Below are 24,771 nucleotides of genomic sequence, written 5' to 3'. Positions count from 1 at the left end.
GCCTGTTCGGAGCGGGCCTATTCGAAGCGGGCATTGTCGGGGGCGGTCACGCGCTTGAGCAGCGGCAGGCCGGCGGTGATCACCAGCAGGGCGGCCAGCAGCCCGCCGCCGAGGGTCAGGAAGTAGGCGGGCCCCGGCAACGCCGGCGGCGCGCTCTTGATGGCCAGCTGGTCGATCAGCGGCTCGGCCACGCCGAAGCCCGCGGCCGCCGCCACCAGGGCCGCCAGCACCATGGGGGCGGCGGTCTCCAGCAGCACCACCCTCGACAGCGTCCGCGTGGGCGTGCCGCACAACCGCAGCAGCGTGAACGGCTGCCTGCGCTCCACCACGCCGCCGGTGACCGCCACCAGCAGCCCGCAGCCCGCCACCAGCAGGGTCAGCGCGACGATGGCCAGCGCCACGCGTTCGGCCTGGTCGAGGAGCACCGCTCGGGCCTGGGCTACCTCGGCGAACGTCAGCGGCGCCTCGGCGCTGCCGGCGCGGGCGACGTACGGGGTGAGCAGCGTGCGGATCTCTTCGAGGACGGCCGGGTCGCCGGCGCTGATCAGCACCGCCGCCAGGGGCAGGCCGGCCAGGTCGGCGGGCGTGGCCGTGTTGGCCGGGTCGACGAGCGGCAGGTTGCGATCGACGGAGAGCATGTTGTCGCCGGTCAGCAGCCGGTTGAAGTCGGCCGCCACCGCGCGGACGCCCGGGACGCACCGGCCGAGCGCGGGGAATCGGGCGAGGGCGGCGCAGTCGACCACGTGGGCGAGCAGGAAGTCGGGCCGGCAGCCGGGGCCCGGGTCGCACGGCGGAGGGCCGCCGGGCCAGGGCGGCGTGTCGGCCCTGCGGCGGACCGGCAGGACGGTGACGCCGGGACGGGCGCGGATCTCGGCGAGCAGTTCGGACGCCGTGTCAGGCGGCAGGGGCAGGCCCGGGGCGGCCTCGGCGTACCCGAACGACACCCGCATGACGTTGTTCAGCGTGCCTCCGCCCGCGGCCTGCTGGCCCGAGACGACGGCGGGGACGATGCCGGCGACGGCCGTGCCGATGAAGACCGCCAGCACGATGCCGTTCACCGACCTGAAGGCCCCCTTGGGGTCGGCCGCCAGCCGCTGGGCCGCCAGCAGCGTCGCCGCGCCGGGCGTGACCCTGGCGACCAGCCGCGCGGCCAGCATCGTCAGCCAGGGCCCGGCCACCACGAGACCGACCATGATCAGCGCCAGGCCGACGTCGACGAGCACCGCGTCCGGTTCCCTGCCGTTCGCGAACACCGGGCCCGCGAACAGTCCCAGTCCCGCCACCAGCGGGACGATCCGCCACCATCCCGGAGCGGAGGCCCGTACCCTTCCTGCCACGCCGAGCGGCGTGATCCGCACCCGGCGCAGCGACCACAGGGCGGCGCCGGCGGCGGCGAGCGGCACGCCCGCGACCACGGCGGCGTACTGGAGCCCGGTGGGCGCGACGACGTCGGGGAAGAAGCGGGAGCCGGTGATGGCTACGCCGGCCAGGGCGGGCCGCACCGCCTGGAAGGCCGCGATGCCGGCGAGCGCGCCCAGGAGCGCGCCGAGCGCCGCGTCGACCGAGGCGATCGTGTTGATCTGGCGCGCGGTGGCGCCCGCCAGCCTGATCGCCGCGAAGCGCGCCTCGCGGCGGGCGGCGGCCAGGCGCGTGGCCGTGCCGACGAGGACGAGCAGCGGAACGATCAGGCCGACGGCGGCGATGCCGAAGCCGTGCTCGTACAGCGCCGTGGTGTCGTCGGCGGCCGGGGTGGTGGCGACGGCGTCGACGGCCACGGTGCCGGCCATGGCCGCCAGCTCGCCGGGGGTCCGGCCCACGACGACGACCAGGTCGTCAGGGCCGGACAGCGCCGCCCGCCCGATCAGCCCCGTACGGGTGCCGGGGAAGCGGTCGGCGAGTCGCTCCCGTGGCACGCTCTCCATCAGCGCGGCGAGCGCGGGCGAGACGTGATGCCGCCCCGCTCCGGGCAACTCCGGGATGCCGGGAAGGGCGGGCGCGGGTGTTCCCGCGTCGAGCACGGCGACGTCGAGTCGCTTGATCGGGCGGCCCGCGTAGGAGTCCTGGCGGTGGTTCCACAACACGGCGCCCGGGGTGGCGCCCAGCGCCCAGCCGCCCGGCGCGGAGCCGGTCGTGCACTCCCAGCAGGGCCGGCCCGCGGTCACCTGGAAGGCGTTGAACAGCGCCACCGTGGACAGCAGCACCGTCACCCCCATCGCGACGGCGGCGGTGACGAGCGCCAGCCGGACGGCCGACTCGCGGCCGCCGCGCAACGACAGCCGCAGGCCCAGCCACAAGGTCATCGCACGACCTCGCCGGCGTAGGGATCGGTGACCTTGCCGTCGCGCACCACGACCTCCCGGTCGGCGCAGGCGGCGACGCGGGCGTCGTGGGTCACCACGATCACGGTCGTGCCCTCCTGGCGGGCCAGGCCGACGAGCAGCTCCATGACCCTTTCTCCGGCGAGCGAGTCGAGCGCGCCGGTGGGCTCGTCCGCGAAGATCACCTTGGGCCGCGTCACCAGCGCCCTGGCGATCGCCACGCGCTGCGCCTGCCCTCCGGACAGCTCGCCCGTACGCCGGCCGCCCAGCTCGTCGAGCTCCAGCCGCCGCAGCCAGCCGCCCGCCCGCTGGTAGGCCTGCTTGCGCCCGGCCTTGCCGAGCAGCAGCGGCAGGGCGACGTTGTCGGCCACCGTGAGCTCCGGCACCAGCCGGCCGAACTGGAAGACGAAACCGAAGGCGGTGCGGCGCAGCTCGGACCGCCTCGCGTCGCTCAGGGTGTCCAGCCGCCGCCCTTCGAACCAGACCTCGCCCTTGTCGGGGCTGAAGATCCCGGCCAGGCAGTGCAGCAGCGTGGACTTGCCGGAACCGCTCGGGCCCATGATCGCCAGGATCTCGCCCGCCGCCACGAACAGGCTCGCCTCGCGCAACGCCGGCGTCCGGCCGTACGAACGGTCGATGGAACGGGCCTCCAGCAGCGGGCCCGGCACGGGAAGGGCGTCGACGGTCATGCGGGCCGGACCGTTTCCGCCAGCGCGCCCAGCCGGGCCGCGGTCACGTCGATCCAGCGCAGGTCGGCCTCCAGATGGAACATGCCGTGATCGGCCAGCAGCGCGTCCACGAGAGCGCCGCCGCGTCTGACCTCCGACAACTCGCGCATGCGCCGCATGTGCGTGGCGCGCTGGAGGTCCAGGAAGCGCTGCGCGTCGTGGCCCAGCATCAGCGCCAGCACGACCTTCGTGAACAACACCGTCTGCAGGTACGGCTCCGCCGCCACCGGTTCGGCCAGCCACGCCGTCACCTCGTGCCTGCCTTCCGGGGTGATGGCGTAACGCTTGCGGTCGGGGCCGTCGCCGCGTTCGCTCTGGCCGGCCGTGACCTTGCCGTCCCTGGCCAGGCGGGCGAGCGTCGAATAGACCTGCCCGAAGGGGAGCGGCTTCCCCCTGCCGAAGTAGGTGTCGTAGTCGCGCTTCAGGTCGTAGCCGTAGCTGGGCTCGCGGTCCAGGAGGCCCAGCAGCGCCAAGGGGACTGTCATGGCGGCGACTATACACCGGAGGTATATCCGTGGCGTATAAAGGCGCTGGCGCCTACGGTCACGACGACCGGGCGTCCGGCGTCCCTTGCCTGAGCACCGCCCCGCACCTCGGCCTGCCGATCGATACGGCGCGGGCCACGCTGCAGGGCTCGACGCCAGCGGGGCGCTAGAGACGCGCTAGACGGACCGGACACCATGTCCTGTCGTGGATCTCTTGCTCGTCGCATGCCAAGTCCTGCTCGGAGCCGTCTTCGCGGTCTCCGCGTTCACCAAGCTCCGCAGCGGCGCGGCCGTGCGGTCATTCGCGGCGTCCTTGACGATGCTGCCGGAGGCGTTCCGCCTGCCCGCCGCCGGTGCGGTGGCGGCCGGCGAGACGGTGGCGGCGGTCCTCATGCCGATCCCCCAGGCGGGGCTGGCCCTGAGCGCGATCCTGCTCGCCGGGTTCACGCTGGTGATCATCATGTCGATCCGGAAGGGCGTACGCGCGCCGTGCCGCTGCTTCGGCCTCTCCGCGACCCCTCTCGGGCGGGTGCACCTGGTCCGTAACGCCCTGCTGCTGCTCGTGGTGGCGCTGGGCGGCACGGGCCTGATCTACTCCGGCGGGCCGCCGGCCGCCGCCGGGCTGGCGGTCGCGGTGCCCGCCGGGCTGGCGGGGGCGATCGTGCTGATCGCCTTCGACGACATCGCTGGGCTGTTCATGGAAACGTCAGGGAGTGTGTGATGCCTTATCTGGTCGCCGCGGTCGTGCTGGTCGGTCTGCTGTGCATGGTGAACCTGCTGCTGACGGTGGGCGTGATCCGCCGGCTCCGCCAGCAGAGCGGCCGGGAGGACTTCTCCGAGCCGATGACCACGGGAGGGCTCGCGCCGGGTGACAGGGTCCCGGACTTCGCCGCCACGACCACGGACGGCCAGCCGATCTCGGGTGAACTGCTCGGCGGCCCCGCCATGGTGGGCTTCTTCTCGGCGGGGTGCAAGCCGTGCAAGGACCTGCTGCCCCATTTCGTCGAGGCGGCGCGGCAGACGCCGGGCGCGGTGCTCGCCGTGGTCACCGCCGGCTCCGGCGAGGACGCGGCGCCGTACGTCGAAGACCTCGCGCGGGTGGCGAGCGTCGTCACCGAGGAGCCCCAGGGCCCGATCCAGTCGGCGTTCAAGGTCGCCGGCTACCCGACCGTCTTCCTGCTCGACGCGGACGGAACGGTGGCCAGCAGCGATCACATCATCCCCACCACGGTGGGCTCGTGATCCGGCCTACTCCATGACGAGGACGCCGCCGCCCCGCAGGATCTCCTGGTGCTGGCGGCGCAGCGCGTCGGCAGGCTCGATGCCGAGCTCGGAGCCGAGGATGTCGCGCAGCCGGCGGTAGGCGGCCAGCGCCTCGGCACGCCGGCCACGGCAGGCCAGCGCCTGCAACAACATCGCCCACGCGGCCTCGCGAAAGGGATGGGCCTCGACGAGCCGTTCCAGCTCCGGGATGACGCGGTTGTGGTGGCCGAGCCGCAGTTCGGCCTCGGCGCACAACTCGCGCGCGGTCAGATGGAGCTCCTCCAGGCGGCGGCGCTCGCAGCGGACGAGCTCGACGTCGATCTCCGGCGCCACGGGGCCGCGCCAGAGCGCCAGAGCCTCCCGCAGCAGCTTGACCGCGGCTCCCGCCTCGCCTTCGGTCAGGGCGTCCGACCCTTCGGCGACGGCCGCCTCGAACACCCTGACGTCGACCGCCCGGTCCGGGACGATCAGGGTGTAGCCGTTTCCCACGGTGGTCAGGTCCACACCGTCGGCGGCGAGCGGGGACAGCGTGCGCCGCAGGCGGTACACGTACGTCTGCACACTCGCCTTCGCCGTGGCGGGCGGCTCGTCCTGCCAGAGCTCGGCCATCAGCCGGTCGATGGTGACCACCTCGCCCGGACGCAGGACGAGTACGGCGAGCACCGCCTGCTGTTTGGCGGCCCGGACCGTGATCGCCCGGCCGCCGCCATCCGCCACGGCCAGACGTCCCAGCAATGTGAACATCTCCCACCTCCGACCGGAATCCTGGCCGGAGGAGGTATGTTCCAGGTATGTCGCGGGTATGCCTGCCCGTCACGTTCGGACGGGCAGGCGCAGTGGAGGACGGCCGTCAGCAGCCGTTCTCGCTGATGATCTCGTACTTGCCGCAGCTTCCGTCACAGCAGCGGGCGCGGAGCCTGATGGGGTAGATGCACTTGTAGATGTAGTAGCACTCCACGGCCGCGGCGCTCTTCTGCGGAACGACCATCGCCAGCAACCGGTCGCCGAGCCTTCCAAGGACAGACGTCATGAGCCATTCCTTCGCTGTAGGGATTGCCTCTCCCTCCGCCCGCCGGTCGCATGCGCGCAGCGGGCGGAGCCGGCACGACGTCAAGGCTCACCCATCGCCCTAGCCCGCCGATCGCGTGCCGCTAGCGGCAGGCGATCCACCCTAGGCGCCGGGACGGGAGCGGTCGCCCGCCCGCGCCCGCCCGCGCCCGTCCCGGCGCCGGCTACTGCAGCCCGGCGCGAACGGACGTGATGCGCTGCGTGTTGAAGCCGAGCCAGTGCATCCGGCCCACGTAGCGCGCGTGCTCCACCTTGATGCAGCGGTCCTTGACCACCGTCACGCCGCCGTCCTCGGCGATCCGCGCGCCCTCCTCGTTGATCACGCCGAACTGGCACCACAGGGCGCCGGCGTGGATCGCCACGGCATCCCGGGCGATCCCCGGCAACGCGTCCGGCGCGCGGAAGACGTTCACGACGTCCACCGGCACGGGCACGTCCAGCAGGCTCGCGTAGCTGGTCTCCCCGAGGATCTCCTTCTCCCGGGGATTGACCGGGATCACCCGGTAGCCGTGCCGCCTGAGGTAGTAGCCGACGAAATGGCTGGCCCGCAGCTCGTTGCCCGACAGGCCCACGACCGCGATCGTCCCGGCGGTGTGGAGCACGCGCTGGATCGTCAACGGGTCCTGGTAACGCTCGAGGTCGATCATGCCGTCTTCCCCTCTTTCCCGGTGGCCGCGGCGACGCGGGCGAAGCCCTGTTCGAGATCCCAGATCAGGTCCTCGACGGACTCCGTGCCGACGGACAGGCGCACCGTTCCCGGCCTGACTCCGGCCGCCCGCAACTCGTCGTCGCCGAGCTGGCGGTGCGTCGTGCTGGCGGGGTGGATGACCAGGCTCTTGGCGTCGCCGACGTTCGCCAGGTGGGACCAGAGCGTCAGGCCGTTGATGAGGTCCTGGCCGCCGGCCCGGCCGCCGGCGCAGTCGAACGAGAAGACCGCGCCCGCGCCGCGCGGCAGGTATTTCTCCACCAGCGGCGCGTACCTGCTCCCGGGCAGGCCGGGGTGGGTCACGCCGGAGGCAAGCTCGTGCGACTCGAGGAACGCCGCGACCGCCAGCGCGTTGTCGACGTGGCGTTCCATCCGCAACGACAACGTCTCGAGCCCCTGCAGGAACAGGAAGGCGTTCAGCGGCGCGAGCGCACCGCCGAGATCGCGCAGGGTCTCGGCCCGCAGCTTCATGAGATAGCCGTACGTCCCGAACGTCTCGTGGAAGCGCAGGCCGTGGTAGGCGGGCGACGGATCCGCGACCACGGGGAAGCGCCCGTTGGACCAGTCGAACGTCCCCGCCTCGACGACGACGCCGCCGATGCTCGTGCCGTGGCCGCCGATGAACTTGGTCGCCGAGTGGACGACGATGTCGGCGCCCCACTCGATCGGGCGGCACAGGTAGGGGGTCGCGAACGTGTTGTCCACGATCAGCGGCAGCTCGTGCTCGTGCGCGATGGCCGCCACGGCTTCGATGTCCAGGACGTTGCCGGCGGGGTTGCCGATCGTCTCGCCGAAGAACGCCTTGGTGCCCGGGCGGACCGCCTGCCGCCAGGCGTCGAGGTCGTCGGGGTCGACCCAGGTCAGCTCCACGTTCATCTTGCGCAGCAGGTGCTTGAGCTGGTTCACCGTCCCGCCGTACAGGGCCGAGGAGGCGACGACGTGATCGCCCGGCTGCAGCAGCGTGAAGAGCGCGGCCGCCTGCGCGGCGATCCCGCTGGCGAACGCGACCGCGCCGGCGCCACCCTCGAGGTTCGCCATGCGCTCCTCGAACACCGCGACGGTCGGGTTCATGATCCGCGAGTAGGTGTTGCCGTATTCCTGCAGGTTGAAGTAGGCCGCCGCCGACTCCGGGTCCTCGAACACGTAGCTGGTGGTCTGGAAGATCGGCACGGCGCGCGCGCCCGTGTTGGGGTCGGGCCGCTGCCCGGCGTGCAGCTGCCGGGTCTCGAAGCCGAACGCGCGGGCCTGCTCTGAACGGGAGGGCTGGTCGGTCACGAAGCTCTCTTCCTTGATGTCACTCGGGCCCGCCCTGGGCCAGGAACCGCCGGATGATGGGCGTCTGCCGCGCTTCTTCCAGCAGGAAGCAGTCGTGGCCGTACGGCGCCTCGATCACATGGAACTCGACCGGCTTGCCGAGGCCGCGAAGTGCCTCGTCGATCTCGCGCGACGCGGACGGCGGGTAGAGCCAGTCGGAGCTGAACGCGATCAGCAGGGTCCGCGCCCGGACGTCCTCCAGCGCCCGCTTGAGCGATCCGCCGCCGTGCTGCCTGGCCAGGTCGAAATACGTCAGCGCTCGCGAGGTGTAGAGGTAGGTGTTGGCGTCGAAGCGCTTGACGAACGAGCCGGCCTGGTGGCGCAGATAGCTCTCCACCTCGAACTCCGGCTCGCTGATCGTGTAGCGGACGTCGTCGGCGAACTGCAGCCGCCGGCCGAACTTCTCGCTCAGCGCGGGCGCGGACAGGTAGGTGATGTGGCCGACCATCCGCGCCACGCCCATGCCGGCTTCCGGCGCGCTGCCCGTGCCGTGGTAGCGGCCGCCCTGCCAGGCCGGGTCGCGCGTGATCGCCTCACGCGCGATCGCGTTCCAGGCCACGCCCTGGGCATGGAGCGCGTGCGTGCTGGCGATCGGGACGATGGCGTCGACCTGGTCAGGGAACTGGATGGCCCACTCCAGCGCCTGCATCCCGCCGAGCGAACCCCCGGCCACCGCCGCGAGCCGATCGATGCCCAGGGCGTCGAGCAAGGCGCGCTCGGTGCGCACCATGTCGGCGACGGTGATGACGGGGAAGTCAGGGCCGTACGCCTTGCCCGTCGCCGGATCGATCGACGACGGCCCCGTCGTCCCGCGGCAGCCGCCGAGCAGGTTGGTCGAGACGACGAAATAGCGGTCGGTGTCGAACGCCTTGCCCGGGCCGATCATCCCGTCCCACCAGCCGAGCCCTTTGCGGCTCGCGCCGTCGCGCTCCTCGGCCCCGAACCCGTCGCGCGTGCCCTCCCCTGGCGGCGCCTTCGCCAGGCCGGCCGCGTGGGCGTCGCCGCTGAGCGCGTGGCACACCAGGATGACGTTGTCGCGCCGCGGCGACAGGACGCCGTAGGTCTCGTAGGCCACGCGGACCGGGTGCAGGTCCCGCCCGCAATCGAGGCGTAGCGGCTCCGGCAGATCGAGGTATTGCGTCTCCACCGTGCCGACCGAGCCGGCAGCGAGCGTACGGACCAGCTGCGACATGGGGCTATGGTAGCCCGACACGCGGGGTGTATGGTCAAATACCTACTTGGAATACGGGAAGCATGCGAAAGGGCGTGACATGACCACGGTCGCCAACGGAGTGAACGTGCAGGCACTGCTGGACGCACGCGAGGCGCTCAAGGGCGCGCCCGAGGCCGCCCAGTTCGTCTGGCGGGCCTCCTCCAAGTGGCAGGACGGCGTGCACAGCACGACGCGGGTCCGGGAGTTCTTCGGTCTCGGGCAGGAGCAGAGTCACAAGTCGGAAGGGGTCTTCGACGCCGACCACCCCGCGGTCTTCGCGGCGGAGGACAACGGCATCACGCCGATCGAATACCTCCTCGTCGGCCTGGCGAGCTGCCTGACGGCCGGCGTGGCGTCCGTCGCCCAGAACCGCGGCATCCAGCTGCGCTCGGTCGAGGCGACGCTCGAAGGCAAGCACGACATCCGCGGGATCCTCGGCGTCGACAGCGACGTGCGCAACGGCTTCAACGACATCAAGGTGACGTTCACCATCGACGCGGACGCGTCGAAGCAGGACATCGAGGCTCTGGTGGCCCAGTCCCAGAAGCGCTCCGCCGTGTTCGACGCCCTCACGAACCCGACGGACGTCACCGTCGAAGTCGCCTGAGGAGCCGAGCCATCGAGTCCGTCACGACCATCGTCATCGGCGCGGGACACGCCGGCCTCGCCGCGAGCCACTTCCTCGACGAACGGTCGATCGACCACGTCGTGCTCGAACGCGGCGAGGTGGCGAACTCGTGGCGGCGCGAACGCTGGGACTCCTTCCGGCTGCTCACGCCCAACTGGCAGAGCCGCCTGCCGGGCCATCACTACGACGGCCCCGACCCCGACGGCTACATGACGATGGGCGAAGTGATCGCGTTCATCGAGCGCTTCGCCACGCTGTCGCGGGCTCCCGTACGGACCGGCACGACCGTCACGTCGGTACGCCGGGCCGACGGCGGCTACCACGTGACGACGGACCGCGGCGACTACCGCTGCCGGACGGTCGTGATCGCGAGCGGCGCCTGCAACCTGCCGTCCGTGCCGGGGTTCGCCGGCGCGGTTCCCGGCTCCGTCGAGCAGCTGACGCCGTTCGGCTACCGCGGCCCCGACCAGCTGCCCGACGGCGGCGTGCTCGTGGTGGGAGCCTCGGCCACCGGCGTGCAGCTGGCCGCGGAGCTGCGGCGTTCCGGCCGGCCGGTGACCCTCTCCGTGGGCGAGCACGTGCGGATGCCCCGCACGTACCGGGGGCGCGACGTGCTCTGGTGGATGGACGCGTCGGGCGTGTGGGACGAGCCCTTCGATCGGATCGACGACCTCACGCGGGCCCGGCGGCTGCCCTCGCCCCAGCTCGTCGGGACCCCCGAGCGGACGACCCTCGATCTCAACGCGCTCGCCTCGATGGGGGTCGAGATCGTGGGCCGCTGGGCCGCCGTACGCGACGGCCGGGCGCTGTTCTCCGGCGGCCTGCGCAACGTGTTCTCGCTCGCGGACCTCAAGATGCGGCGCCTGCTGGACACGTTCGACGAGTGGGCGCGGACGCACGGCCGTGACGCCGAGGTCGGGCCCCCTGAGGAATTCACGGCGTCCCGCGTTCCCGAGAGGGCCCGGCTCCAGCTCGACCTGCGCAGCGGCGAGATCCGCACGATCGTGTGGGCGACGGGGTTCCGGCCCGACTACGGGTGGCTCGACGTGCCCGTGATCGACGCTAAGGGCCTGCTGCGCCACGAGGGCGGCGTGGTCGACAGCCCCGGGCTCTACGCGCTGGGGCTGCCCGTGCTGCGCCGGCGCCGGTCCACGTTCATCCACGGTGTCGAGGCGGACGCCCGCGAGGTGATCGACCACCTCGCGCGGCACCTGGCCGTGCGCGGCGGCGCCTGACCGCCGCTCTCCGCGGGCGGCCGGGACGGCCCTGGATCCGGCCGTCGTCCGGATGCAACACATCCTCAACAGATCCTCAACACGAGGGGCCCCACACTTCTCCGGGATGTCCCCCTTTCACGAGGGACGAGTCAGCGGAGAAGGGAACCGTATGCGTTACCTGAGCACATCCACGGCAGTGCTCGCGACCGTCGGCGCGATCGCGGGCCTGGCGTTGGTGAGCGCCCCGGCCGCCCAGGCCGCGACATCGATACCGTGCATAACGGTCTCGGCCAGCGGCCCGAACCTGGACGACGGCTGGGGTGTCATGAAGGGGTCGTACAACCTCAAGAGGAAGCCGGTCACGCGCACCTGCAACGTCAGGCGGATGCACAAGGGCCAGGTGCTCTACTTCCACTGCTGGACGAAGAACAGTTACGGCAATCTCTGGGTCTACGGGCGGGTCAAGGGCACCAGGACGTACGGGTGGATGTCCGTGGCCAACTTCCGGTCCGTCCACGGTTCCAGCTACCCGAAGTGCGACTGGAACAAGGGCAAGGACCACACGTAACACGATGAGGACGGTGGCGGCCGGGCCGCCACCGCGTGTCGCCGATCCTCGGGGTACGCCCGTCCGCCATGCCGGTCTTGCGGTATGACGCGAACGCTGCATATCGTGACGATGTATCAACTCGATATATCGGACTGATGGTTCGGGGAAGTCCGACCGGCGCGCGGGAGCTGCGATGAGGCGGATCGACTACGACACCGAGCAGTACCAGGACTACGCGCGCGGCCGCGCGCTCAACGAGCAGCAGTTGCGGACCTGGGTCAGCGCCTTCGCGGAGGTGCTGCCCGAGCGGCGTCCGCTGGAGGGGCTGGACGTCGGCTCGGGGACCGGCAGGTTCACCCCCGCGCTCGCGACATCGTTCGGGCCGGTCACCGGGGTCGAGCCGTCGGTCCGCATGCGCGAGACGGCGCAGGCGCGCGCCCCGCATCCCGGCGTGCGCTATCTGGCGGGCTCGGCCGAGGACATGCCGGTGCCGTCCGGCAGCGCCGACTACGCTCTCATGTTCCTGTCCTGGCACCACGTCCAGGACAAGGCGGGGGCGGTCCGGGAGCTGGCCAGGGTGCTCAGGCCCGGCGGCCGGCTGCTGCTGCGCGCGAACTTCCGCGACCACCATCCCCGGCCGTGGTGGCTGGAGCACTTCCCCCGCGGCTACGAGGTGGACGCCTCGCTGTTCCAGCCGCTGCACGAGGTCATCGCGATGTTCACGTCGGACGGCTGGCGCGTCGCCGGCTTCGGCACGGTGACCGAGCCGTCCGCGGGCACCCGCGGCGACATGCTCGAACGGCTGCGCCTGCGCACCCTGTCGTTCTTCGCCCAGCTCGCTCCCGACGAGCTGGAGGCCGGCTTCCGCCGCCTGGAGGAGGCCGTCGCCGCGGATCCCGACGCGCCGGCGCCGGTCTTCGCCGAGCCGCTGCTCACGCTCGAACGGCCCTGACGCCTTTCAGCCTCAATGCTCGCGGCGGGGAGCGGCCGCTTCGGCGCCGGACAGGATCTGCTCCAGCTGGGCGGGCGTGGCCGCGCCGCCGGCCGCCAGGACGGTTCGGGCACGGTCGGTCACCACGACGTACGGCGGCCACGGGATGTCGTTGCGGTCGAAGACGTCCGGGTCCACGACCACGGGCAGCCCGTCGCCACCGTGTCCGTCCACCGCGCTGACCAGCACGACCTCCAGGCGGGCGGCCGCCGCGGCGAACTCCGGGAGCATCGCCCCGCACAGCCCGCACGCCGGCGAGACCAGCGCGTACATCACCCGGTCGCCGTCCGGCTCAGGCGCGCCGGCCAGCGCGAAGCGGGCGCCGGGGCGCGGTCCTGACGCGGGTCTGTCCACATGCAGCAGCCGCGCGGGCAGGATGGCCAGCCCGAGCAGGACCGCCGCCACGGGAAGCTGGACGGGCGCGAACGCGACCGGCCCCGCCAGGGCCGCCGTCACCGCGAGGGCCAGGAGCAGGCCCGTACGCAGCAGCGTGCCGGCCCCGACGAGGTCACGGCCGCCGAAGCACCCGCAGTCCACGGTCATCCGGCGCCGCATGACGGAGGCCATGGCCGCGAGGAACGCCGCGAACAGCAGGCCCGCCACCGCAGCGCCCCACCGCCGGCCGCCCGGAACGAGCAGCAGGCCGGCGGCGGCCAGCTCGGCCGCGAGCACGCCCACCGCGGCGGGCCCGGCCAGCCCGTCCGGCAGCACCTGGTAGCCGGCCACCGACCGGGCGAAGCCGGGCACGTCCCGCAGCTTGCCCAGCGCCGCGAACAGCAGCGCGGCGGTCACGGCGAGGTACGCCGACTCGGCGACGATCATGGCACCGTCTGGTGGTAGGCCGAGGCCTGCAGCTCGTACAGGCCGGCGTACAGGCCGTCGCGTTCCATCAGCTCGGCGTGCGTTCCAAGGCGCTCGACCACACCGTACGGGAGTGCGCGGCCTTCGCCGAGCAGCTGATGGCCGGGCCCGAGGACGCCCGCCGGGAGAGCCCGCCGGTGACCAACGTCTACGGCGGCTGCGCAGGAGTCGGCATGGAGCTGCTGCACCATGCGGCGTCCAGGGCCGTGGCCGCCGACCTGGCCCGGTGGACGTCCCGCGTGATGCCGCCCGCCAAGCTCCCGCCCTCGTTGTACTTCGGCCGCACCGGCACCGCCCTGTTCCTGACCGCGGCCCGGCTGACCGCCGCGCCGGAGCTGGGGGCGCCGGACCCCGTCACCATCGACGGCCCGCAACGTGCCGACCAGGCGCACGGCGTGGCGGGCATCGGCTCGGGCCACCTGGCGCTGGCCGCCCTCGAACCCGGCGACGCCCGGCACCTGCGGATCGCCGCAGAGTGCGCCCGGCTGCTGATCACGGGTCAGGTCACGCGGTCGGAGGACGCCGTGGCGCCCGCCCAGCCCGGATCCGGCGTGTCCGTCGACGCGGCGTACGCCCACGGCGACGCGGGCTGCGCGGACTTCCTGCTCTCCTACCACGAGGCCACGGGCGACCCGGCGGCGGGCGAGGCGGCGCGGGAGCGGCTGGCGGCGCTGGCCGGCCAGGCCGAGGCGCTGATCGCCGAGCTGCACGGCCCGGACGCCCGGGCGATGGGGGCCTCCTGGTGCCAGGGCATGTCGGGCATCGCCGGCACGCTGGCCCGCGCGGCCCGCGCGTACGGCGATGATCGCTACCTCGACCTGGCCGAGCGGGGCGCGCGGGCGTGCCTGGTCGTCGCCCCGCAGGCCTGGGTGGTCTCCCAGTGTTGCGGCCTGGCCGGCACCGGGGAGGCGCTGATCGACCTGGCGATGCTCACGGGCGATGACGGCTACTGGCGCCACGCCGAGAAGATCGCCGAGCTGATGCTGGTGAGGGCCGGCGGCGAGCCGGCGCAGCCGGTCTTCCCCGGCAACGACCTCGACAAGGCCGCCTACACCTGGAGCACGGGCACCGCGGGCGTCCTGTCGTTCCTGCGCCGCCTCGACCGCCGGTCGGGGGCGCGCCTGTGGACGGCGGGCTGGCGGCTGCCCGGGCCGGACCTGGCGGAGAACGCGGCCCCCTGAGCCTGGCCCCGCCCTGCGAGGTGACCGGCCGCACGATCGCCGAGGCCGGTCACCTCCGGTGGGTCAGACGCGTACCACCGCGGTGCGGGCGTGCCCGCGGCTGCCGTCGAGCTCCACCTTGACCGACTTCTTAGTTCTACGCACGCCGCGGTCACCGGTCTTGACCGACTTCACCGGCCAGGGCAGCGTGATCTTCACCTCGTCGGTGGTCCTGGACGGGTCGGAGACCGCGAGCCGTACGTTCTCGTCGTCGCGGCGGATCAGCAGCGTGCACGGGCCGTCGGCGGCGAGCGGCCCGTCCGCGGTCTCCACGGTCCCCGCGCGCCAGAACACGGCGGCGAGCAGGCCGTCGCGGGAGATGGCCTGCACCCCTCCGGAGTTGGCGAGGATCTCGACCTGCCGGCCGTAGGCCGCGGTCTGCGCGACGGAGGCGCCGGGCAGCACGGCGTAGGCGTAGCGCGCCTTGCGCGGATCGACGCCGTGGTCGACGAGGATCGTCGTGTAGTGCCTGGTGACGCGGGTCTTGTCGCCGCCCGTGGTGGCGCCCTTGTCGATGTCGCGCCAGCGGCCGGTGCGCTTCTCGCGGACCACCTTCGCGTCGGCGCCGTCGAGCAGCGCGTAGCCGGCCACACCGCACAGGTGCACCCAGCCGTCGCCCCGGCACAACCGCGGATGCCGGTCATGGGTGTTGCGGTTGTCCACGACGGTCTCGATGCGGCGGTCGTCCGAGGCGGTGATCCCGGCGCCGAGCGCGATCACCGCGTCGTCGAGCAGGAACCACGCCTTCTTGGCCCGCAACGAGGAGCCGCCGGCGACCAGTTTCATGGCCGCTACGCCGAACCCGTCGAGCGCCACGCCGCCCGCCCACGGGGTGGGCGGCAGGCGGCGCCTGCCGTGCCGGAGATCGGCGCGCCTGCGGGTGTCCACCGTCGTGCCCGGCAGCCGGTACGGGTCGATCGTGGGCCACAGATCGTCGTTCCAGTGCGTGAGGTCGCCGGTGTAGAGGTAGGTCATGCCGTCGCCGGTGTACCAGCCGTGCAGGTTCTCCCGGTTCATGGCCTCGGCCGCGCCGATGCGCTCCGAGCTCATCGCGATCGCGAAGGCCCAGGTGGGGCGGCGGTGCACGACCCGGTCCATGTCGGCGAAGACGTACGTGCCCGTCGTCCGCGGGCCGACCGGCACCGACCGGTCCTCCAGCAGGGCCCTGGCCTTCGCGATGCTCGCCAGCGGCGCGAGCGTGTCGTAGGGGACGGCCTGGTTGCGGGTGAGCCAGCCCTTCACCATCGGCTGCCAGCGCCGGGCATGGTGCTCGGGCGCCGCGTCCAGCAGGGTGAGGATGGCCTCCACGGTCTTCTGTCCCGCGTGGTAGTCGCGGTGGCCCTGGCGCGAGATGGCCCGGCCGCGTACGCAGTCCATCATCAGCCCGTCGAAGACGAACGGCACGAACGAGCGGTCCACGATGTCGTAGACCTTGCCGGTGTCGGAGATCTCCCAGGGCGAGTGCGCGAGCATGGCGATCAGCTTGGCCACGCTCTCCAGGTAGTCGACGCCGTAGCTGCCGGTGTAGGGGTACACGTCGTGCTGGATGAACGATCCGTCACGATAGAAGCCGTCACCCGGGCCTCTGGTCGTCCGCAGCAGGTCGGAGACCGCGTGCTTGGCCCGCTTGACGAGCCGTGCGTCGTGGGTGAGTAATCCCCGCATCGCCACCGCCATGGCCTTGCTCGCCCGGTTGGCGCCGGTCTCGGTCACGCCGGGATGGCTGACGCGGCGCTCCGGGTCGGGGCACCAGCGGCGCAACGGGCGCAGCCAGCGCTCGAGACGGTCCTTGGGCAGGCCGTCGTAGAGCAGGGCGCAGGTGTCGGTGAGCGAGCGGGGCACGCCGATCTCCCACCAGAACCAGTTGCTGCCCCGCGGGTCGAGCTTCTCGTGGTAGGCGTGCTCGTACAGGAAGTCCAGCGCCCTGACCGCGGTCTCGGCGACCTGCCTGTCCCGGTGCATGGCGGTGCCCGGCGTGGCCCAGCCCAGCGCCAGGGTGCGCATGCGGTTGTAGGCGCGGTTGAAGTTGCCCGTCCTGGGGTCGTCCAGCGGCAGGTCGGGCCAGAGGCTCGGGCGGCCGGGGGCCGGCTTCAGCTTGCGCAGCACCGCGTGGGCCGAGCCCTCGACCGCCCGCGTCTTGTCGGCGTAGGCGGGGTCGTACGACCTGCCGGCCAGCAGGCCCACCCACCGCTCGCGCGCGGCGTCGAAGGCGGCGCCGCCGGCCGCCTCGGCCGGCTCCTCCCAGAGGGTGAGGCCGGCCACGCCCGCGGCGCCCAGCAGGGCGGACCGCCGGCTGAGGGGGTGGGACATGGAGTCCTTCCGACAATCGGGCAAAACCAAACCAAAAGGTCGATCATATATGCCCCGCGGGCGGGTCACCCTGTCTCGAAGCCCCTCAGCATGGCTTCGAGCGCGAATCCGAAGCGGGGGTCCGGTCCGGAGGGACGCTGGGCTCGGGTGGCCTCGGCGAGGAGCGGGGTCTCCCGCAGATCCGGATCGGGTATCGCCTGCAGCCGGTCGCCCGGCGCGTGCCGGTCACTCCCGCTGGCGGCCAGGATGGCGACGTGACCGACGACGAAACCGGTCACGGCGTACAACATGTCCAGGGCCCGCTCCAGCGGCAGTCCGGCAGCCCGCAGCATGTGGAGCGCGTCCTCCATCAGGTGCAGGTTCTGCGGGGTGATCGCGGGCCGGCCGACCACCAGGGGGATGACGTTCGGGTGCGCGAGCAGGACGCGCAGCAACGTGTGGCCGTAGCCACGCAGGCCCTCCTGCCATGAGGCGGCCTCGGCCAGCGGTGGCGCGGCCTGCGTGAACAGCTGCTCGACCAGGCCGTCCAGCAGGGCGTCCTTGCCGGCGACGTGCTGGTAGAGGGACATGGCCTCGACCCCGAGCTCCTGGCCGATGCGGCGCATCGACAGCGCCTTCAGCCCTTCGCGGTCGGCCAGCGCCAGGGCCGCACGAAGGATGGCCTGGCGGGTCAGCCCGGCGTTCTGGCCGCGGGTGCGCTTGGGGGACATGGTGGCCCTTCTCACAGCACGGATTCTTACGTCGTAAGTATAGTGGTGGACGACAAACATACGTTGTAAGAATCCGGAAGGACTCGAACCATGACAGCGTCGGCAACGAAACCGGCCAGACAGACGGCTCTCCCCCTGATGTACGGCGGCGCCGCCCTCACGGTGCTCGTCACCCTCTTCGCGTTCGTCGACCGGGCCGGCCTGGCCGGCCACATCCACGCGGGTTACCCGGCCTACGGGCCGGGAGAGGTCGACGCCGCCGTAACCGCGTACACGGTGATCCTGTCCGTCGTGGGAGCCCTGGGACTCCTCGGCTGGCTCGGCACCGCCTGGGCGGCCCGCGGCGGCAGAGGCTGGGCCCGCTGGCCGGCGTCCGGCATGTTCGCGATCGCGCTCTGCGTCGCGGTAGCGGGCGTGACGACTCAGGACATCAACGGTCAGGTCGGGCTCGCGCCGCTGCTGGGCTGGCTGCAGTTCCTGCCGTTGCTCCCCGGACTCGCAGCGGTCGTCCTGCTGTGGAGAAGGGCGGTATGACGGCGGGGACGACGCTCAGGGCCGTCCTGCGCGGGGTCGCGGCGCTCAAGCGCTGGACGTACCGGAACGGACGGCCCAACACGTTCATGCGGCTCGTCAACCGGTTCGACGCGCTGGCGTACCGGTTCGGGTGGTCGGCGCCGCGCCAGGGCGCCGTGCTCCAGGTGGCCGGACGCCGCAGCGGCAACCTCACCCAGGTCCCCGTCGCGATCGCCGAGCACCAGGGCGCCGAGTTCCTCGTGTCCATGCTCGGGCCGGACGCGAACTGGGTGCGCAACGTCCACGCCGCGGACGGCCGGGCCGTACTCCGCCGCCGAGGGCGCGAGCTGCCGGTCAGGCTGGAGGAGGTCCCGGTTGAGCACCGCGCCGAGATCCTGCGCCGCTACCTCGCCATCGCGCCCGGCGCGAGACCGCACCTGGGTCTCGCGCCGGCGGCGCCGCTGGAGCGGTTCCGCCTGATCGCCCCTCGCCATCCCGTGTTCCGCATCATCGAGGACGCGGACGGCGGGTGAGCCGCGCGGCCCGCCGGCCCGGAACCTGGCCGGGTTCCGGGCCGGCGTGCGGTCGGGTTTCCGGATAGCCGTTGACCCCTCGTGTGAACGCCGTGTATACATGCGCCATACGTGCTGGACTCCTACCCAAGACGGCTCAGTGTCAGGCCCGGCCACCTGGAGAGATGTCATGGCGATGATGAGCAGGCGAAGCTTCCTCGCGGGAGGTGCCGCCACGTTGGGGACCACGACTCTGGCGGCCTGCGGCAACCCGGTGACCTTGCCAGAGTCCATGGAGGCCATCAGGCCCAACCCCGGCGGTCCGAACCGCGGCGGAGCTCTTCACTTCGGCCTGTCCACCGATCCGGCCAACCTGGATCCGCACGTCTCCACGGGCAGCGCGTCCGACTATCTGCGGCAGCTCTCCTACAACGGCCCAGTACGACGGCGCCGGCGAGATCGTCGCCGATCTCGCGACCGAGTTCGGCTGGACCGACGAGCGGACGTACAAGGTCAAGCTCCGTCCGGGCGTGAGGTTCCACGACGGGTCCACCCTGACGGCCGAGGACGTGGTCTTCTCGTTCCGCCGCATGATGGACAAGGACACCGCGGCGACGTCCGGGCCGCTCCTCGAACAGGTCGCCTCCGTCGAGGCCGTCGACGCCACCACCGTGGTCTTCCGCTTCAAGCAGCCCGACGTGGCCTTCCCGTTCGCCCTCGCGGCGCCGACCTCCAACATCGTGTCCAGGAAGTGGATCGAGTCGGGCGCGAACACCAAGACCCAGGTGATGGGCACCGGCCCGTTCCGGTTCGTCGAGCGCATCCCCGGCGTCAGCACCACCTTCGTCCGGTTCGACGACTACTTCGAGCCCGAACTGCCGTACCTCAACGGCATCGTGTTCCAGCCGATGAGCGATGACTACGCGCGCGTGACGGCGCTCCGCACCGCCACCGTCGACATGATCGACTATGTTCCGGCGACCCATGTCGGAGTCATCACCGGCAATCCGCGGTTGCGGTTCGCGTCCGACAAGACGTTCGGTTTCGGCTTCGTCGGGTTCGTCACCAGCCGGCGGCCGTTCGACGACGTGCGCGTCCGAAGGGCGGTCGCCATGTCGATCAACAGGCCGTCGGTCCTCGACACCGCGCTGCTCGGGAACGGGCGGCCCATGGACGGGGCCCTGATGCCCGAGATCTTCGCCCCCTACGCGCGGCAGCTCGACGGCTCCATGCCGTACGACCCCGAGCAGGCGAAATACCTGCTCAAGCAGGCGGGTCAGGAAGGGCTGACGCTGCCGGTGGTCACCACCAGCTCGTACTCGGTCATCGCCCGGCCGGCACAGGCGATGTTGCCAGGCCTGCGCGCGGCCGGCATGAACGTGCACCTCACCCAGCAGGAGTGGCTGACCTTCAGGGCCAGCGTTTCCGCCAAGTCGTTCCCGGTCCACTCGTGGGGGACGGCGCCGAAGTTCGGCGATCCCGCGTCGCTGCGTGACTTCATCGGCGGCACCGGCACCTTCGCGAAGAACCTCGACTTCCAGGACGACAGGATCGACGACCTGCTCGACCAGGGAAGGAGGACGACCGACCCGGCTCTGCGGAACGAGATCTACCTCGAAGCCGAGAAACGAGCGCTGGAGCTGGTCCCGATGACCTACACCGTCCGCCGCGAGCAGGGCGAGGCTCACTACACCTACGTCAGGGGCTACGAGCACCCGCCGAAGGGCGCGTGGACCGCCACGGCCCTCCGCCGGACCTGGATGGAGAAGACAGCGTGAGGCGTTTCCTTGTCAGACGATTCACCCAGGCGATCGTCCAGTTGCTCTTCGTCGGAAGCATCGTGTTCTTCCTGGCCCGGCTCATCCCCGGCGATCCCGCCAGGGCCGCCCTGGGGGACGCCGCCACGGAGGAGCAGGTGGCGCTGACCCGGGCCGCGATGCACCTCGACGAGCCTTTCCTCGGACAGTTCTTCGGCTTCTGGGCGCGGCTCCTCCAGGGAGACCTCGGCACCTCCCTCATCAGCGGCCGCGCGGTGATGCAGGACCTCCCCTCCCGGATCGGCAACTCCCTCGAGCTGGTCCTGCTCGCCCTGGCCGTCTCCCTGGTGGCCGGCATCGTGCTCGGCCGCATCGCCGCCACGCGGGCCGACAAGCCGGCGGACCACGCACTCGTCGCGGGGTCGATCTTCGGGATCTCCCTTCCCGTCTTCGTCGTCGGAACCCTGCTCCTGCTGGTGTTCGCGGTCCTCATCCCCGTCCTGCCGCCGCGCCGCTTCGCCGCGCCGCTGGAGGATCCCGTCGCGCACCTGCAGATCCTCGTCCTTCCTGTGGTCACGCTGGCGGCGGCCTCATGCGCCGTGGTCACCCGGATGACCAGAGCGGCGATGCTCGAGACGCTCAACGCGGACTACGTGCGTACGGCACGGGCCAAAGGGCTCGTCGAAAAGCGCGTCATCAAACGTCACGCGCTGCGGACCGCCATGCTTCCCGTGGTCTCCATGACGACCGTCGAGCTGACGACGCTCATCGGAAGCACGGTCCTGGTCGAGACCATCTTCGGGTGGCCGGGAATGAGCTCCCTGCTCATGAACGCCGTGGGGCAGCGCGACTACCCCGTCATCCAGGCCGTGGTCCTCGCCGCGGCGACCATCGTCATCCTGGTCAACCTCGTCGGGGACCTGGTGGTCAGAGCCCTCGATCCTCGGGCGGAGGACAACTGATCATGGCAACTGCTCCCGAGTCACTGGCGCAGGCCCTGCCTGGCGCGTCGTTGGCCGAAGGCGCCGGCAGGCAACCCTTCCTCAAGCGGATGGCGTCGAACCGCAGGACGTCCATCGCGGGCGCGTTCCTCCTGCTGGTCGCCGTCGTCGCGGTGTTCGCGCCGGTCATCGCCCCCTACGACTACCGCGACATCGTCGGCAAGCCGCTGACCTCCGGCGGGCCGCTGGGCATCGACGACTTCGGCCGCGACGTCCTGTCCCGCCTGCTGATCGGGCTGCGCACCTCCCTCGGTGTGGCCCTGTCGGCGGTGCTGGTGGCGGGGGTCATCGGGGTCGCGCTGGGCCTGGTGGCCGGTTACGTGGGCCGGTGGGTGTCGACGATCATCATGCGCGGCATCGACGTGCTGCTCAGCTTCCCTCCGATCGTGCTGGCGATCGCGGTGGTGGCGATTCTGGGCCCGGCGCTGGTCAACGTCGTCCTCGTCATCGGCGTGCTCTACATCCCGAGGTTCACCCGGATCGTCTACAGCCAGGTGCTCTCGATCAGGACCATGGAGTACGTCGAGGCCTCGGAGATCATGGGGACCAGACCGGCCGACATCCTCGCCAAGACGATCCTGCCGAACGTGGCCGCGCCGATCATCGTCCAGCTCAGCCTCTCGGTGAGCTTCGCCATCCAGATGGAGGCGGGCCTGAGCTTCCTCGGCCTCGGGGCGCAGCCGCCGCTTCCGTCCCTCGGCACGATGGTCGGCGCGGGACGTGACTTCCTCGAGGTCCAGCCGACGCTCCTGATCTACCCGTCCGTGCTCATCATCCTCGTCGTCCTCGCGCTCAACGTGTTCGGGGACGGCATGCGCGACCTCCTCGACCCGCGTCACCGCACCTGACCACCGCTTTCCCCGGCGACGACGGCATCTCAGAAAGGAAACCCCATCACCATGGCCCTTCCCGCCACGCACAGGCTCGGCGAGCTCTCCTGGACCCAGGTCAAGGAGTTGGCGGAGCAGGATCCGATCATCCTTCTGCCCATCGGAGCCGTCGAGCAGCACGGGCCGCACCTGCCGGTCCATGAGGACTCCATCGTGGCCGAGTGGGTCGCGGACAAGCTGGCGAAGGAGAACGGCTGCTATGTCGCGCCGGCCCTCAACTACGGGCACTCCGGCACGTTCCGCGGCTACCACGGCAACCTCTCGCTGAGCCAGGCCACGCTGCGCAACGTCACGTACGAGATCATCGAGGCGCTGGTGAAGTCCGGTTTCAGGCGCATCATCATCGTCGACAACAACGGCGGGAACGTCGGGCCGGTCACGGGCGCGGGCCTCGACGCCAGGCGCGACTTCGGGGTCCTGATCGGGCATCTGTATCCGTGGCAGCTGGGTTACGCGCTCATGCGCGACGTGTACGACGACCCGGCCAAGGCGTACGGCCACGGGGCGGAGCCCGAGCACTCCGCGATGCTCGCGATGTTCCCCGACCAGGTGCAGGGCGACCTCGCCGTGGCCGGGGGCCTGGAGTCCTCCAGCGGCTGGACCCCGACGAGCTACACGGAGGCGGCGATTCCCGGTTACGACGTCCGCGGCACCGTCTTCTGGGACTTCTCCGAGGTCAGCTCGACGGGATGCACCGGCGACGTGAGCCTGGGCAGTGCGAAGACCGGCGAGATCTGGATCGAGCGCGTGATCGGTTTCTGCTCGGCGTACATCCGGGAGTACGACAAGAACACCGCGTCGGCGAAGTAGCTCACCGTCCTTCCCCCGCACGAGCATCTGAGGAGAGGCCATGACAACCGGCACGATTCCTTCCGACCCGATTCTTGAGGTCAAGCGGCTCTCCGTGGACTTCCGGATCGCCGGCGAGTGGACACCGGCCGTGAGGGACGTCAGCTTCTCGGTTGCCAAGGGCGAGGTGGTGGCGCTGGTCGGAGAGTCCGGCTCCGGCAAGTCCGTGAGCTCGATGTCGGTGCTCGGGCTGCTGGCGCCGAACTCGCGTCGCCGGGGCAGCATCCGTTTCGGCGACACCGAGATGCTCGGCCTCGGCGAGGAGGCTCTGCGCGCCATCAGGGGCAGAAGGATCGCGATGATCTTCCAGGAGCCGATGACGGCGCTCAACCCCGTCTACACCATCGGAGAGCAGATCATCGAGGCGATCCAGTGTCACGAGCCCGTGCCGGCGGCCGAGGCCCGCGCGCGGACGCTGGAGCTGCTGAAGAAGGTCGGGATCCCGGAGCCGGAGCGCCGGATCAACAGCTACCCGCACCAGCTCTCCGGTGGTCAGCGCCAGCGCGCCATGATCGCCATGGCCATCTCCGGTTCGCCGGAGGTGATCATCGCCGACGAGCCGACCACGGCGCTCGACGTCACGGTCCAGGCGGAGATCCTGGAGCTGCTCCGCCGCCTGCGGGAGGACCTCGGCTCAGCGGTCGTCATCATCACCCACGACATGGGGGTGGTCGCCGATCTCGCCGATCGGGTGGTCGTCATGAGGCAGGGTGAGGTCGTCGAGGAGGCGCCGGTCACCCGGCTGTTCTCCGACCCGCGGCACGAGTACACCAGGAAGCTGCTCTCCGCGGTGCCGCGGCAGGAGCCCGGAGGGCACGCGGACGCGGCCACGGCCGGCGGGGGCGGGGACACGACCCTCCGCGTGTCCGATCTGGAGGTCGAGTATCCGGGGCGGCTGGGCCGCAAGGGCTTCAAGGCCGTCCACGGAGTCAGTTTCACCATCGAGAAGGGCAGGGTCCTCGGCCTCGTGGGCGAGTCCGGCTCGGGCAAGTCCACCATCGGCCGGGCGATGGTCGGCCTGGTGCGGGCGTCGGCCGGCTCCATCGAGGTCTGCGGGCAGGACGTGACGAGCCTCAGGCCCAGGCAACTGCGCGGCCTGCGCAGGAAATACTCGATGGTCTTCCAGGACCCGGGGTCGTCGCTGAACCCGCGGTTGTCGATCGGAGACTCGATCGCGGCCCCCATGATCGTGAACCGCTACGCGGATCGCCAGACCGTCCGCAAGCGGGTGCTCAGCCTCCTCGACCAGGTCGAACTGCCCACGAGCTGGGCCGACAGGTTCCCTCACGAGCTGTCCGGCGGCCAGCGGCAGCGCGTCGGCATCGCCCGCGCGCTGGCGCTCGATCCGGAGCTGCTCATCGCCGACGAGCCGACGTCGGCGCTCGACGTCTCGGTTCAGGCCACCGTCCTGCGGCTGTTCCAGGACCTGCAGGACAGGCTCGGCTTCTCCTGTCTGTTCATCAGCCACGACCTCGGCGTCGTCGAGCTGCTCTCCCACGACGTCGCCGTCCTGCAGCACGGGCGGCTGGTGGAGAGCGGGCCCGCCCGTGACGTGCTGCGCGATCCGCGTACGGACTACACCAGGAGGCTGATCGCGGCGGCGCCGGTGCCCGATCCCGTCGAGCAGGCCGAGCGCCGCAGGCTCTGGCGGGAGACGGCGAGGTGAC

25 protein-coding genes are annotated in these 24,771 nt (G+C 71.5%); 14 read left to right on the top strand and 11 right to left on the bottom strand.

The window, feature by feature from the left end; genetic code table 11:
* Positions 1-17: 17 nt before the first annotated feature.
* From ABGB14_RS38410 to ABGB14_RS38400, 3 genes are read right to left on the bottom strand one after another with little or no spacing between them, the layout of a single operon-like run.
* Entirely contained in the window at positions 18-2,300 is a 2,283-nt protein-coding gene (locus ABGB14_RS38410; protein WP_347648771.1) for an FtsX-like permease family protein, read from the bottom strand.
* A complete protein-coding gene (locus ABGB14_RS38405; RefSeq protein WP_347648770.1) occupies positions 2,297-3,007 on the bottom strand; it encodes an ABC transporter ATP-binding protein in 711 nt (236 codons plus the stop codon). Before ABGB14_RS38405 ends, ABGB14_RS38410 begins: the two co-directional genes overlap by 4 nt.
* Positions 3,004-3,531: a PadR family transcriptional regulator gene (locus tag ABGB14_RS38400; protein WP_347648769.1), complete on the bottom strand. Its 528-nt coding sequence runs from the start codon at positions 3,529-3,531 to the stop codon at positions 3,004-3,006. The genes ABGB14_RS38405 and ABGB14_RS38400 overlap by 4 nt, the downstream gene beginning before the upstream one ends.
* Before the next feature lie 205 nt (positions 3,532-3,736).
* Here ABGB14_RS38400 and ABGB14_RS38395 point away from each other — a divergent pair, with 205 nt between their 5' ends.
* Positions 3,737-4,252 carry a MauE/DoxX family redox-associated membrane protein gene (locus ABGB14_RS38395; RefSeq protein ID WP_347648768.1) on the top strand — a complete coding sequence of 172 codons (516 nt, stop codon included), beginning with the start codon at positions 3,737-3,739 and terminating at the stop codon, positions 4,250-4,252.
* Entirely contained in the window at positions 4,252-4,773 is a 522-nt protein-coding gene (locus ABGB14_RS38390) for a TlpA disulfide reductase family protein (RefSeq protein WP_347648767.1), read from the top strand. Before ABGB14_RS38395 ends, ABGB14_RS38390 begins: the two co-directional genes overlap by 1 nt.
* A gap of 6 nt (positions 4,774-4,779) precedes the next feature.
* Here ABGB14_RS38390 and ABGB14_RS38385 read toward each other — a convergent pair whose 3' ends face one another.
* The 5 genes from ABGB14_RS38385 to ABGB14_RS38365 all read right to left on the bottom strand — a co-directional run bounded on the left by ABGB14_RS38385 (position 4,780) and on the right by ABGB14_RS38365 (position 9,074).
* Positions 4,780-5,538 carry a BTAD domain-containing putative transcriptional regulator gene (locus tag ABGB14_RS38385; protein ID WP_347648766.1) on the bottom strand — a complete coding sequence of 253 codons (759 nt, stop codon included), beginning with the start codon at positions 5,536-5,538 and terminating at the stop codon, positions 4,780-4,782.
* A 106-nt stretch (positions 5,539-5,644) separates the two neighbouring features.
* Positions 5,645-5,824: a hypothetical protein gene (locus tag ABGB14_RS38380; protein ID WP_347648765.1), complete on the bottom strand. Its 180-nt coding sequence runs from the start codon at positions 5,822-5,824 to the stop codon at positions 5,645-5,647.
* 202 nt (positions 5,825-6,026) lie between these two features.
* A complete protein-coding gene (locus ABGB14_RS38375) occupies positions 6,027-6,509 on the bottom strand; it encodes a CoA-binding protein (protein ID WP_347648764.1) in 483 nt (160 codons plus the stop codon).
* On the bottom strand, positions 6,506-7,843 hold the full coding sequence (locus ABGB14_RS38370) for an O-acetylhomoserine aminocarboxypropyltransferase/cysteine synthase family protein (protein WP_347648763.1): 1,338 nt from the start codon (positions 7,841-7,843) through the stop codon (positions 6,506-6,508). The genes ABGB14_RS38375 and ABGB14_RS38370 overlap by 4 nt, the downstream gene beginning before the upstream one ends.
* A 19-nt stretch (positions 7,844-7,862) precedes the next feature.
* Entirely contained in the window at positions 7,863-9,074 is a 1,212-nt protein-coding gene (locus ABGB14_RS38365) for a homoserine O-acetyltransferase (RefSeq protein WP_347648762.1), read from the bottom strand.
* Positions 9,075-9,153: 79 nt separating this feature from the next.
* Here ABGB14_RS38365 and ABGB14_RS38360 point away from each other — a divergent pair, with 79 nt between their 5' ends.
* From ABGB14_RS38360 to ABGB14_RS38345, 4 genes are all read left to right on the top strand, one after another.
* Positions 9,154-9,702 carry an OsmC family protein gene (locus ABGB14_RS38360; RefSeq protein WP_347648761.1) on the top strand — a complete coding sequence of 183 codons (549 nt, stop codon included), beginning with the start codon at positions 9,154-9,156 and terminating at the stop codon, positions 9,700-9,702.
* Entirely contained in the window at positions 9,699-10,958 is a 1,260-nt protein-coding gene (locus ABGB14_RS38355; RefSeq protein WP_347648827.1) for an NAD(P)-binding domain-containing protein, read from the top strand. Before ABGB14_RS38360 ends, ABGB14_RS38355 begins: the two co-directional genes overlap by 4 nt.
* Before the next feature lie 151 nt (positions 10,959-11,109).
* Positions 11,110-11,508 carry a hypothetical protein gene (locus ABGB14_RS38350; RefSeq protein WP_347648760.1) on the top strand — a complete coding sequence of 133 codons (399 nt, stop codon included), beginning with the start codon at positions 11,110-11,112 and terminating at the stop codon, positions 11,506-11,508.
* 175 nt (positions 11,509-11,683) lie between these two features.
* Entirely contained in the window at positions 11,684-12,442 is a 759-nt protein-coding gene (locus tag ABGB14_RS38345; RefSeq protein WP_347648759.1) for a class I SAM-dependent methyltransferase, read from the top strand.
* A 12-nt stretch (positions 12,443-12,454) separates the two neighbouring features.
* On the opposite strand, the gene ABGB14_RS38340 is transcribed toward ABGB14_RS38345, so the two are convergent.
* Complete coding sequence (locus ABGB14_RS38340; protein WP_347648758.1) at positions 12,455-13,303, bottom strand: MauE/DoxX family redox-associated membrane protein; 849 nt, start codon at positions 13,301-13,303, stop codon at positions 12,455-12,457.
* Positions 13,304-13,314: 11 nt separating this feature from the next.
* Between ABGB14_RS38340 and ABGB14_RS38335 the strand changes: the two genes are divergently transcribed.
* Positions 13,315-14,523 (top strand): lanthionine synthetase C family protein, encoded by a 1,209-nt coding sequence (locus ABGB14_RS38335; protein ID WP_347648757.1) that lies wholly within the window; start codon positions 13,315-13,317, stop codon positions 14,521-14,523.
* A gap of 63 nt (positions 14,524-14,586) precedes the next feature.
* Here the strand turns inward: ABGB14_RS38335 and ABGB14_RS38330 are convergent, their stop codons facing one another.
* Both ABGB14_RS38330 and ABGB14_RS38325 read right to left on the bottom strand, forming a co-directional pair.
* Positions 14,587-16,872: a polysaccharide lyase 8 family protein gene (locus ABGB14_RS38330; protein WP_347648756.1), complete on the bottom strand. Its 2,286-nt coding sequence runs from the start codon at positions 16,870-16,872 to the stop codon at positions 14,587-14,589.
* Between the two features lie 65 nt (positions 16,873-16,937).
* A complete protein-coding gene (locus tag ABGB14_RS38325; protein WP_347648755.1) occupies positions 16,938-17,582 on the bottom strand; it encodes a TetR/AcrR family transcriptional regulator C-terminal domain-containing protein in 645 nt (214 codons plus the stop codon).
* Positions 17,583-17,672: 90 nt separating this feature from the next.
* Between ABGB14_RS38325 and ABGB14_RS38320 the strand changes: the two genes are divergently transcribed.
* From ABGB14_RS38320 to ABGB14_RS38290, 7 genes are all read left to right on the top strand, one after another.
* On the top strand, positions 17,673-18,116 hold the full coding sequence (locus ABGB14_RS38320) for a hypothetical protein (protein ID WP_347648754.1): 444 nt from the start codon (positions 17,673-17,675) through the stop codon (positions 18,114-18,116).
* Entirely contained in the window at positions 18,113-18,628 is a 516-nt protein-coding gene (locus ABGB14_RS38315) for a nitroreductase/quinone reductase family protein (protein WP_347648753.1), read from the top strand. Before ABGB14_RS38320 ends, ABGB14_RS38315 begins: the two co-directional genes overlap by 4 nt.
* Before the next feature lie 341 nt (positions 18,629-18,969).
* Entirely contained in the window at positions 18,970-20,385 is a 1,416-nt protein-coding gene (locus ABGB14_RS38310; protein WP_347648826.1) for an ABC transporter substrate-binding protein, read from the top strand.
* Positions 20,382-21,326 (top strand): ABC transporter permease, encoded by a 945-nt coding sequence (locus ABGB14_RS38305; RefSeq protein ID WP_347648752.1) that lies wholly within the window; start codon positions 20,382-20,384, stop codon positions 21,324-21,326. The genes ABGB14_RS38310 and ABGB14_RS38305 overlap by 4 nt, the downstream gene beginning before the upstream one ends.
* A 2-nt stretch (positions 21,327-21,328) precedes the next feature.
* Positions 21,329-22,213: an ABC transporter permease gene (locus ABGB14_RS38300; protein ID WP_347648751.1), complete on the top strand. Its 885-nt coding sequence runs from the start codon at positions 21,329-21,331 to the stop codon at positions 22,211-22,213.
* 51 nt (positions 22,214-22,264) lie between these two features.
* Entirely contained in the window at positions 22,265-23,065 is an 801-nt protein-coding gene (locus ABGB14_RS38295; RefSeq protein ID WP_347648750.1) for a creatininase family protein, read from the top strand.
* A 40-nt stretch (positions 23,066-23,105) separates the two neighbouring features.
* Positions 23,106-24,770, top strand: a complete 1,665-nt coding sequence (locus ABGB14_RS38290) for an ABC transporter ATP-binding protein (protein WP_347648749.1) — start codon at positions 23,106-23,108, stop codon at positions 24,768-24,770.
* Position 24,771 lies beyond the last annotated feature (1 nt).

This window comes from Nonomuraea sp. B10E15, from assembly GCF_039871615.1.
Taxonomy (GTDB): Bacteria; Actinomycetota; Actinomycetes; order Streptosporangiales; family Streptosporangiaceae; genus Nonomuraea.
Note: the sequence above shows the minus strand (reverse complement) of the source record. Positions and strands in the feature narration are given on the sequence as shown.